We start from the raw sequence: 9,908 nt of genomic DNA, 5'->3' as shown, positions 1-9,908 counted from the left end.
CCCCCTGCCCCCGCCCCGGCAAGGGCGCGGTGCGCGGGCAGCTCGTGGGGGCGTGGCGGGAGCCCGGCACCCGGCTGGGCCTGTGGACGCACTTCACCACCCAGTTCCCCGCGATGGTCTTCCTGCTGCTGTGGGGCATGCCGTTCCTGGTGGAGGCCCAGGGGCTGGCCAGGGAGACGGCGGGCGCCCTGCTGACGCTCGTGGTCCTGTCCAACATGGGCGTCGGCCTGGTCTACGGACAGGTCGTCGCCCGCCACCACGAGGCCCGGCTGCCCCTCGCGCTCGGCACGCTCGCGGCGACGGCCCTGCTGTGGGCGGCGGTCCTCTCCTGGCCCGGGGCGCACGCGCCGCTGTGGCTGCTGGTCACCCTGTGCGTGGTGCTCGGAGCCTGCGGCCCCGCCTCGATGATCGGCTTCGACTTCGCGCGTCCCGCGAACCCGCCCGAGCGCCAGGGCACCGCCTCCGGCATCGTCAACATGGGCGGCTTCCTCGCCACCATCACGACCCTGCTGGCCGTCGGCGTCCTGCTGGACGCGACCGGCGGCAGCTACCGGATCGGCTTCTGCTCCGTCTTCGTCCTCCAGGCGCTGGGGCTGTCCCGGATCCTGCTGCTGCGCGGGCCGGCCCTGCGGCGCGAGCGGGAGCGGATCGTGGCGTCGCGCGTGACGACCGTCCACGTACCGGTGCGGGACAACAAGGGCGGCGGGCTGCGCGCCTGAGGGCCCTACGGCTTCAGGGCGTCACCGCGAACTCCCGGAGGACCGACCACGCCAGATCCTGATCGCCCTCGGTCTTGATCCGGTCGGCCACCGCCTCCGCCCGTACCCGCCCGCACGCGAGGCGCACATACGTCTCCCAGTCCAGGATCAGCGTCGCCGTGGGTCCCAGGGAGACGCTGCCGTCGATCGTCCCCCTGCCCTGCGGGCCGACCCGCACGGTGCGCAGGAACTCCAGCGGGCCGTGGACGTCGAAGGCCACCGTGGTGCCCGGCCGGGCCCCCGCGTCCTGGGCCACCACCTGGGGCAGCGCCGCCAGCAGCATGTCCCGGGCGATGCCGGCGGCGGGTGAGTCGAGGTTCCCCGGGAGGCCCAGGGCGCGCCGCAGGTCCTGCTCATGGGCCCAGACGTCGAAGGCCCGCATGGCCAGCGTCCGTTCGAGCGTCCGCTCGGTGCCGCCGCCCAGCGGCCAGCGGACGGTCGCCTGGGGGGAGCGGTGTTCGTTGCGCAGCTGCCGTGACCGCCGGATGATCGTGTAATCCAGCTCGGAGGTCATCTCCGGCGCCGTGTGACAGCGCCGCACATCCACCTGGACCTCGATGTAGCGCGAGAACTCGTCGGTGACGTGCCGCAGATCGCGTGGGAGGGTGTGGATCGGCCGTGGCTCGCCCAGCATTTCGCACTCCACCCCGATGATGTGCGAGACCACGTCCCGGACGGACCAGCCGGGACACTCGGTGGCCCGGTTCCAGTCGCTCTCGGCCAGGGGATTGACCAACTCGTGCACGGATTCGATGGATTGGGTCCAGGCGTCGATCGCGGGCTGAAGGCTGGGGTGGACTGTCACGGGCGGATCCCTCGGCGGTGCTGGGGGCGGCTGGGGGTGACGGGCGACGGCGGGCTCCGGGGCGAGCGAGGCTGTCGGGGTTCTCCCTCGTTAAGTTACGCTGCGAACGGTCGCCACGGCAGAGGTTTCGTGTGACGCATGCGGAGAGTGGTGGTACTGTGCGCGCTTCCCTGGTCCAGTTCGAAGTCGATCCGTTCGAACCGGTCGCCGCGCGCCGCGAGCGCGCCGCCGGTCTCGTCCGGTCGCTGGGCGACAGCGATCTCGTGGTGCTCCCGGAGCTGTGGCCCGTGGGCGCCTTCGCCTTCGAGTCCTTCACCACCGAGGCCGAGCCCCTCGACGGCCCCACGGCCGGGGTCATGGCGGCCGCCGCCCGGGACGCGGGCGTCTGGCTGCACGCGGGCTCGATCGTCGAACGGGCCCCCGACGGAGCCCTGTTCAACACCTCCCTCGTCTTCTCGCCCGACGGCGCGCTCGCCGGCACCTACCGGAAGATCCACCGCTTCGGCTTCGACAAGGGCGAGGCGATCCTGATGAGCGCGGGCACCGAACCCGTCACGGTGCCCCACCCACAGGCCACGCTGGGCCTGGCGACCTGCTACGACCTGCGCTTCCCCGAGCTGTTCCGGGCCCTGGTCGACGCGGGCTCGCGGCTCTTCGTCGTCCCGGCGGGCTGGCCGGAGCGCCGCCGCGAGCACTGGACCCTGCTCGCCCGCGCGCGGGCCGTGGAGAACCAGTCCTATGTCCTCGCGTGCGGCACGGCGGGCACCCACGCGGGCGTCGAGCAGGCCGGCCACAGCGTCGTCGTCGGCCCCTGGGGCGAGGTCCTGGCGGAGGCGGGCGCGGACGAGGAGGTGCTGACCGTCGACCTGGACCCGGCGAGGGTCGACACGGTCCGCGAGGAATTCCCGGCGTTGAAGGACCGCGTTCTCGGGCTGTAGCGCTCCACCGGGCTGTAGCCCTCCACCGGGCTGCAATGCTCCACCAGAAATGGCTTCATCGGACGTTAATACTTTCCGATGTCGCCTGGGGATATCTTTCCGGTCCGATGTTGTTGGATGGACGCATGGCTCCTCACGCACGCGTCCGCGCCCCCGAACTCATCGGAAAGGGCGGCTGGCTGAATACGGGCGGCACCGCCCTGACCCTCGCCGATCTGCGGGGTCGCATTGTCATCCTCGACTTCTGGACGTTCTGCTGTGTGAACTGCCTCCACGTCCTGGACGAGCTCCGCGAGCTCGAGGAGAAGCACCGCGACACCGTGGTGATCATCGGCGTCCACTCGCCGAAGTTCGTCCACGAGGCCGACCACCAGGCCGTCGTCGACGCCGTCGAGCGCTACGGGGTCCACCACCCCGTCCTCGACGACCCCGAGCTCACCACCTGGAAGCAGTACGCGGTCCGGGCCTGGCCCACGCTCGTCGTCATCGACCCCGAGGGCTACGTCGTCGCCCAGCACGCCGGCGAGGGCCACGCCCACGCCCTCGCCAAGCTGGTCGAGGAGCTGGAGGAGACCCACGGCGCCAAGGGCACCCTGCGGCGCGGCGACGGCCCCTACGTGGCCCCCGAGCCGGTCGCGGGCGACCTCCGCTTCCCCGGCAAGGCCCTGCTCCTGCCGGACGGCGGCTTCCTCGTCTCCGACTCCACCCGGCACCAGCTCGTCGAGCTCGCCGCCGACGGCGAGACCGTCGTCCGCCGCATCGGCACCGGCGAGCGCGGCCTCGTCGACGGCCCGGCCGGCACCGCCGCCTTCAGCGAGCCCCAGGGCCTCGCCCTGCTGCCCGGCGGCACGGTGATCGTCGCCGACACGGTCAACCACGCGCTGCGCGCCTTCGACCCGGCCACCGGCGCCGTGACGACCGTCGCCGGCACCGGGAAGCAGTGGTGGCAGGGCTCGCCGACGAGCGGCCCGGCCCGCGAGGTCGACCTCTCCTCCCCCTGGGACGTCGCCTGGTTCGGCGGCCGCGTCTGGATCGCCATGGCCGGCGTCCACCAGCTGTGGACGTACGCCCCGGAGACGGGCACCGTCCAGGTCGCCGCCGGGACGACCAACGAGGGCCTGGTGGACGGCCCCGCAGCCGAGGCGTGGTTCGCCCAGCCGTCCGGGCTCGCGGCCTCCGCCGACGGCGAGCGGCTGTGGCTCGCCGACTCGGAGACGTCCGCGCTGCGCTGGATCGACCGCGAGGGCACGGTGCGCACCGCTGTGGGCGCCGGCCTCTTCGACTTCGGCCACCGCGACGGCGACGCCGCCCAGGCCCTCCTCCAGCACCCCCTGGGCGTCACCGCCCTGCCCGACGGCTCGGTGGCCGTCTCCGACACGTACAACCACGCGCTGCGCCGCTACGACCCGGCGACGGGCGAGGTGACGACGCTGGCCACGGACCTGCGGGAGCCCTCGGACGCCGTCCTCGCCGGCGAGGACATCGTCGTGGTCGAGTCCGCCCGGCACCGGCTGACGCGGCTGCGGCTGCCCGAGGAGGCGGTGCGGGTGGAGTCCGTGGCGCACCGGACGCGGCGCGAGGCCACGGAGATCGCCCCCGGCGCGCTCCTGCTGGACGTGGTCTTCCAGGCGCCCGCCGGGCAGAAGCTCGACACCCGCTACGGGCCGTCGACGCGGCTGCTGGTCAGCTCCACCCCGCCCGAGCTCCTCGCGGAGGGCGACGGGAAGGGCACGGACCTCAGCCGTGAGCTGCGGCTCGCGGACGGGGTGACGGAGGGCGTGCTGCACGTCTCGGCGATGGCGGCGTCCTGCGACAACGATCCCGAGAACGAGTACCCGGCGTGCCATGTCCACCAGCAGGACTGGGGCGTCCCCGTGCGGGTGGTCGCCGGCGGCGCGGACCGGCTGCCGCTGGTGCTGGCCGGTCTGGACGCGTAGCGGCGGCCCGCCGCGTCAGGTGCGCCCGGCGTGACCGCCGCGCCCGGCGTGCTCGGCGCGCACGGTGCGCCCGTTGTCCCCCGGCCGTCAGCCGGGGAACAACGGGGATCACCACTTCAGGGCGGCGTCCTCCGCGTCGACCCAGTACGTCGTGCGCGCGGAGTCGTCCACGTGCAGCGATCCGCCCGGCGCGCCCGCCGAGGACGGGTCACCCGCGAGGGGGTCACCGCCCGGCGTCTGGAAGGTGACCGACAGCTGCTTGGCGTCCCGGCCGGTGCCGCCCGAGCCGTCCGCCGCCGAGGCCAGCACCCCCGCGTAGGCCGACTTGCCCGGGGCGATCGTGACCTTGTCCTTCGGCTTGCTCTCCTCGACCGCGATCGCCGTGGCCTGGTCCTGGTCGAAGCGCAGGAACGGGAAGCCATAGGCGGTGCAGGGCGACTTGGAGGTGTTGGTCGCCACCAGCAGGACGTGGTTGACGGGCGACTTCACGGCCCTGGCCTCGATCTTCACGGTGCCGGGGCCGCAGGCGTCGCCCTTGTCCTGCTCCTGGCCGTTCTCGTCGTCCGAGGTGCTCTCCCCACCCATGTCGTCCCCAGCGGCGGCGTCGGCCGTGACCTGCTCGTCCTTGGCAGCCTTGCCCTCCTCGCCGTCCGAGCCGCCACAGGCGGTGAGCGTGAGGGCGGCCGTGGCGGTGAGCGCGGCGACGGCGAACCGCAGGGTGCGGGTGGTCATGGTGCTTCCCCCGGGGGGTGGGACGGACGTATGACGTGTGAAGGCTGTATATCAGCCCCCGGTAGCCGCCATCGAGAACGATCAGTCAAAAACGATCAATTGGCGATCATCCTTCAAGGAAGGCGGTCAGCGCGGCGGCGAGAAGATGGGGGTCCTCGGCGCCGCAGAGCTCGCGCGCGGAGTGCATCGAGAGAATCGCCACACCGATGTCGACCGTGGCGATGCCGTGCCGCGCGGCGGTGATCGGGCCGATGGTGGTGCCGCAGGCCACGGCGTTGTTGGAGACGAAGTGCTGCCACGGCACCCCGGCCCGCTCACAGGCGGCGGCGAAGACGGCCCGTCCGGCGCCGTCGGTGGCGTAGCGCTGGTTGACGTTGACCTTGAGGATCGGGCCGCCGTTGGGCATCGGGTGGTGGCCCGGCTCGTGGCGCTCGGCGTAGTTGGGGTGCACGGCGTGGCCGGTGTCGGAGGACAGGCAGACGGTGCCGGCGAGCGCGCGGGCCCGGTCCTCGAACGTACCGCCGCGGGCGAGGACCGAGCGCTCCAGGACATTGCCGAGCAGCGGACCCTCGGCACCGGTGTCGGACTGGCTGCCGTTCTCCTCGTGGTCGAAGGCGGCCAGCACGGGGATGTACGGCAGGCTCGCGGAGGAGGACGCGGCGATGAGGGCGGCGATGCCGGCGTGGACGGACAGCAGGTTGTCCATACGGGGGCCGGCCATCAGCTCGCGGTCGCGGCCGAGGTAGGCGGGCGCCTCGACGCTGTGCAGCATCAGGTCCCAGCCGCGGATCTCATCGGCCGCGACGCCGGTCTCCTCGGCGACGAAGCGGATCAGATCGCCCTGGTCCACCTCGCCGAGGCCCCAGATGGGGGTCATGTGGCGCTGCTTGTCGAGCTTGAGGCCGTCCTGGTTGACCCCGCGGTCGAGGTGGATGGCGAGCTGCGGGACGCGCATGAGCGGGCGGTCGACGTTGACCAGCCGGTGGCTTCCTCCCCCAGACTTCGTCTGGGAGGTGCCCCCATCCCGCAAAGTAATACGGCCGGAGAGGCCGAGGTCGCGGTCGAGCCAGGTGTTGAGCAGCGTGCCGCCGTAGAGCTCGACGGCGACCTGCCGCCAGCCGTGCGAGGACGTGTCGGGCAGTGGCTTGATCCGCAGGTTGGGGGAGTCGGTGTGCGCGCCGATGACGCGGAACGGGGTGGCGGCACCGGCCCCTTCGGGCACGTACCAGGCGATGACGGCGCCGCCGCGGCGCACGAACATCCCGCCGGCGCGGCCGTCCCAGGCGTCGGTCTCCACGACCTCGCGGAAACCGGCCTTCTCCAGCCGCTCGGCGGTGTTGGCCACCGCGTGGTACGGCGACGGGCTGGCCGCGAGGAAGGACATCAGGTCGTCGGTGTGGCCGCGGTCGAAGCGGTGCGCAGAGCTCATGGCCTCAGAATAAGGATCAGGGCAAGCGCCGGGCGGCCCTTTCGGGCGCCCGGCACCTGCCCTTGGCGGTTTCACGTGGAACGGCCCGCGAGCCCGTGAACGGGTGGGACGAGCGGGGGAGAACGAGCCTTAGAAGGCGGCCTCGTCCAGCTCCATCAGGGACTGGTCGACGGACTCGGCGAGCGCGCGCTCGACGGCCAGGGCCGGCAGGACCGTGTGGGCGAAGAACTTCGCCGCCGCGATCTTGCCCTCGTAGAAGGACTTGTCCTTGGTGGAGGCGTTCGGCAGCTTCTCGGCCGCCACGGCCGCGCCCTTGAGGAGCAGGTAGGCGACGACGACGTCACCGGAGGCCATCAGCAGACGGGTGGTGTTCAGGCCCACCTTGTAGATGGACTTGACGTCCTTCTCGGTGGCGGCGAGGTCGGTCAGCATGGCGCCGACGATGCCCTCCAGGTCCACCGCGGCCGTCGCGAGCTTCTCGCGGGCCTCGGCGAGCTCCTCGCCGCCGGCGGCCTCGGCGAGGAACTTCTTGATCTCCTCGGAGAGGATGGTGAGCGCCTGGCCCTGGTCGCGGACGATCTTCCGGAAGAAGAAGTCCTGGCCCTGGATGGCGGTGGTGCCCTCGTAGAGGGTGTCGATCTTGGCGTCCCGGATGTACTGCTCGATCGGGTACTCCTGGAGGTACCCGGAGCCACCGAAGGTCTGGAGCGACTGGTGGGACAGCAGCTCGTAGGACTTCTCCGAGCCGTAGCCCTTGACGATGGGCAGCAGCAGGTCGTTGAGGCCGTGCAGCGCCTTGGCGTCCTCGCCCGCGGCCTCCTTGACGGCGATCTCGTCCTGGACGGTCGCGGTGTAGAGGACGAGGGCGCGCATGCCCTCCGCGTACGCCTTCTGGGTCATCAGCGAGCGGCGCACGTCGGGGTGGTGGGTGATGGTGACCTTGGGCGCGGACTTGTCCATGAAGTTCGCCAGGTCCGTGCCCTGCACGCGCTCCTTGGCGTACTCCAGCGCGTTGAGGTAGCCGGTGGAGAGGGTGGCGATGGCCTTCGTGCCGACCATCATCCGGGCGAACTCGATGATCATGAACATCTGGCGGATGCCGTCGTGCTTGTCACCGATGAGCCAGCCCTTGGCGGGGTGCTTGTCGCCGAAGGTCATCTCGCAGGTGTTGGAGGCCTTCAGGCCCATCTTGTGCTCGACGTTGGTGGCGTAGACGCCGTTGCGCTCGCCCAGCTCGCCGGTCTCGAAGTCGAACTCGTACTTCGGCACGAGGAAGAGGGAGAGGCCCTTGGTGCCGGGGCCGGCGCCCTCGGGGCGGGCGAGGACGTAGTGGAGGATGTTCTCCGCCATGTCGTGCTCACCCGAGGTGATGAAGCGCTTGACGCCCTCGATGTGCCAGGAGCCGTCCTCCTGCTGGACGGCCTTGGTGCGGCCGGCGCCCACGTCCGAACCCGCGTCGGGCTCGGTGAGGACCATGGTGGAGCCCCACTGCTTCTCCACCGCGATCTTCGCGATGTGCTTCTGCTGCTCGGTGCCCTCGTCGAAGAGGATGCCCGCGAACGCGGGGCCCGAGGAGTACATCCAGATGGCCGGGTTGGAGCCGAGGATCGCCTCCGCGTACGCCCAGATCAGGGAGCGCGGCGCGGTGGTGCCGCCGATCGCCTCCGGGATGCCCAGACGCCACCACTCGGCGTCCATGAAGGCCTTGTAGCTCTTCTTGAACGCGGCGGGAATCGGGGCCGTGTTGGTCTCCGGGTCGAAGACCGGCGGGGTGCGGTCGGTGTCCGCGAAGGACTCGGCCAGCTCGTTCTCCGACAGCCGCGTGATCTCCGACAGGACGCTCTTCGCGGTCTCGACGTCCATCTCCGCGAACGGGCCGGAGCCGTACGCCTTGTCGCGGCCGAGGACCTCGAAGAGGTTGAACTCGATGTCGCGAAGATTCGACTTGTAGTGGCCCATGACAGACGGCTCCGTAGGTGACGGGAGGGCGATCCTCTGTGCGTACCGGTCAGTAAGCAGCATGATGCTACCCACCGGTAATAAGACGCAAGACCTGATCGGCCAACTGTGACCCGTACGACCCTCTAGGCTTTGGAGCCATGTACGGCTACGACCAGAACGCGGCACAGCAGGGCTACGCGCCCCCGCAGCAGCCCGGCGGCTACGGCGAGCAGCCGCTGTACCCCGAGCCGTCGCCCCCGTCGCTCGCCGACGCGGTACGGGCCTTCACCACGGGCCAGATGTCCGCCGAGGACTTCCAGACGGTCTTCTCGAGCTCCAAGGTCTACTGCCCGCGTGGGGAGAACCCCGGTTTCCTGGCGCTGCACAACACCCAGCAGCCGGTGATCCCGATGTTCACCTCGCTGAAGGAGCTGCGGCGGTACGCGGGCAAGGAGTCCAAGTACTTCGTCATCACCGGCGCGGAGGTCCTGGACCTGCTGCCGACCGGCTACGGCTTCGTCCTCGACATGGAGGGCGACCACCGGATGGTCTTCGACGCGAAGTCGGTGGAGCAGATGGTCGACTTCGCCATGCGGCGGATGTACGGCTGAGTCCTCTGTACGGCTGATGTACGGCGGATGTACGGCTGAGCCCTACGCGCGTGTCGCGCGCTCGTACAGCCGCTTGACGGCGGGCCCGAAGTACGAGGCGTACGACGTCTCCTCGTCGCCGCCCTCGTCCTTGCCGCCGAGGACGCCGACGAGCGTCCCCAGCCCCGTCCCCGCGTCCACGTCCGTGAGGAACGGGCTGCCGCTCGTCCCGTTCGGCAGCCCCTCGCAGTCGAAGCGCAGCTGGGTGTCGCCCTCGCCCCGCGTCGTGTTCCGGCAGGACACGGGCCGCTCGTCGTCGTTCGGGTAGCCCAGCACCTGGGTGGGCCGCTCGCGCGGCGGGTCGAAGCGCACCCGCTCCGCCCCCGTCACCCGCTCGACGGGCGCGCCGCCCTCCGCCGGGCGGACGCGCAGGAAGGCCACGTCGTGGTCCGGGTCCCGGTCGGCCGCCCACTCCGGGTCGACGTCGATCGAGGCCGGCACCCACACCCCGTAGGGCGCCGTTCCGTCCTGATAGCCCGGGACGAAGGCGAGGTCGGTGCGGAAGCCGTCCATGTACACGCAGTGCGCGGCGGTGACGACCAGGTCGCCCGCCGGGCTGTGCACCACGCTGGCGGTGCAGCCGTGCGCCGGGGCGCCCTCGGCGGTGTAGAACAGCGGCCCCACGGCGGGGGAGGGCGCCGCGTCCGCCGCGGCCGGCGGCCGCGCGGACGACGCCGGGGCGGTCTCGGCGGGGCCGGCCTGCGGCGGGGCGTTCAGC

At 71.6% G+C, this 9,908-nt stretch carries 9 protein-coding genes; 4 read left to right on the top strand and 5 right to left on the bottom strand.

Annotated elements, in window-relative coordinates; translation table 11 throughout:
- A partial coding sequence (locus K6I33_RS25130) for an MFS transporter (protein WP_229356804.1) occupies positions 1–719 on the top strand: 719 nt, incomplete at its 5' end.
- Positions 720–732: 13 nt separating this feature from the next.
- On the opposite strand, the gene K6I33_RS25125 is transcribed toward K6I33_RS25130, so the two are convergent.
- On the bottom strand, positions 733–1,563 hold the full coding sequence (locus tag K6I33_RS25125; protein ID WP_229356803.1) for a maleylpyruvate isomerase family mycothiol-dependent enzyme: 831 nt from the start codon (positions 1,561–1,563) through the stop codon (positions 733–735).
- A 158-nt stretch (positions 1,564–1,721) separates the two neighbouring features.
- Between K6I33_RS25125 and K6I33_RS25120 the strand changes: the two genes are divergently transcribed.
- Positions 1,722–2,501: a carbon-nitrogen family hydrolase gene (locus K6I33_RS25120; RefSeq protein ID WP_229356802.1), complete on the top strand. Its 780-nt coding sequence runs from the start codon at positions 1,722–1,724 to the stop codon at positions 2,499–2,501.
- 125 nt (positions 2,502–2,626) lie between these two features.
- On the top strand, positions 2,627–4,438 hold the full coding sequence (locus K6I33_RS25115; protein WP_229356801.1) for an NHL domain-containing thioredoxin family protein: 1,812 nt from the start codon (positions 2,627–2,629) through the stop codon (positions 4,436–4,438).
- A gap of 108 nt (positions 4,439–4,546) precedes the next feature.
- Here the strand turns inward: K6I33_RS25115 and K6I33_RS25110 are convergent, their stop codons facing one another.
- The 3 genes from K6I33_RS25110 to K6I33_RS25100 all read right to left on the bottom strand — a co-directional run bounded on the left by K6I33_RS25110 (position 4,547) and on the right by K6I33_RS25100 (position 8,558).
- The gene (locus K6I33_RS25110) at positions 4,547–5,170 is read right to left on the bottom strand and encodes a DUF4232 domain-containing protein (protein ID WP_229356800.1); all 624 of its coding nucleotides are present in this window, start codon (positions 5,168–5,170) and stop codon (positions 4,547–4,549) included.
- Between the two features lie 106 nt (positions 5,171–5,276).
- Positions 5,277–6,599: a M18 family aminopeptidase gene (locus K6I33_RS25105; protein ID WP_229356799.1), complete on the bottom strand. Its 1,323-nt coding sequence runs from the start codon at positions 6,597–6,599 to the stop codon at positions 5,277–5,279.
- A gap of 129 nt (positions 6,600–6,728) precedes the next feature.
- Positions 6,729–8,558 carry an acyl-CoA dehydrogenase gene (locus K6I33_RS25100; RefSeq protein WP_229356798.1) on the bottom strand — a complete coding sequence of 610 codons (1,830 nt, stop codon included), beginning with the start codon at positions 8,556–8,558 and terminating at the stop codon, positions 6,729–6,731.
- A 140-nt stretch (positions 8,559–8,698) separates the two neighbouring features.
- On the opposite strand from K6I33_RS25100, the gene K6I33_RS25095 reads away from it, so the two are divergent.
- Complete coding sequence (locus K6I33_RS25095) at positions 8,699–9,151, top strand: SseB family protein (RefSeq protein WP_229356797.1); 453 nt, start codon at positions 8,699–8,701, stop codon at positions 9,149–9,151.
- Positions 9,152–9,193: 42 nt separating this feature from the next.
- Here the strand turns inward: K6I33_RS25095 and K6I33_RS25090 are convergent.
- A partial coding sequence (locus K6I33_RS25090; RefSeq protein ID WP_229356796.1) for a serine protease occupies positions 9,194–9,908 on the bottom strand: 715 nt, incomplete at its 5' end.

The sequence above is a fragment of the Streptomyces sp. UNOB3_S3 genome (genome assembly GCF_020740895.1).
In the GTDB taxonomy this organism is placed as follows: Bacteria; Actinomycetota; Actinomycetes; order Streptomycetales; family Streptomycetaceae; genus Streptomyces.
Note: the sequence above shows the minus strand (reverse complement) of the source record. Positions and strands in the feature narration are given on the sequence as shown.

Coding starts and splice junctions, on each gene's coding strand:
- K6I33_RS25115 (WP_229356801.1), top strand. CDS start 2,627: ATGGCTCCTCACGCACGCGTCCGCGCCCCCGAACTCATCGGAAAGGGC.
- K6I33_RS25110 (WP_229356800.1), bottom strand. CDS start 5,170: ATGACCACCCGCACCCTGCGGTTCGCCGTCGCCGCGCTCACCGCCACG.
- K6I33_RS25105 (WP_229356799.1), bottom strand. CDS start 6,599: ATGAGCTCTGCGCACCGCTTCGACCGCGGCCACACCGACGACCTGATG.
- K6I33_RS25100 (WP_229356798.1), bottom strand. CDS start 8,558: ATGGGCCACTACAAGTCGAATCTTCGCGACATCGAGTTCAACCTCTTC.
- K6I33_RS25095 (WP_229356797.1), top strand. CDS start 8,699: ATGTACGGCTACGACCAGAACGCGGCACAGCAGGGCTACGCGCCCCCG.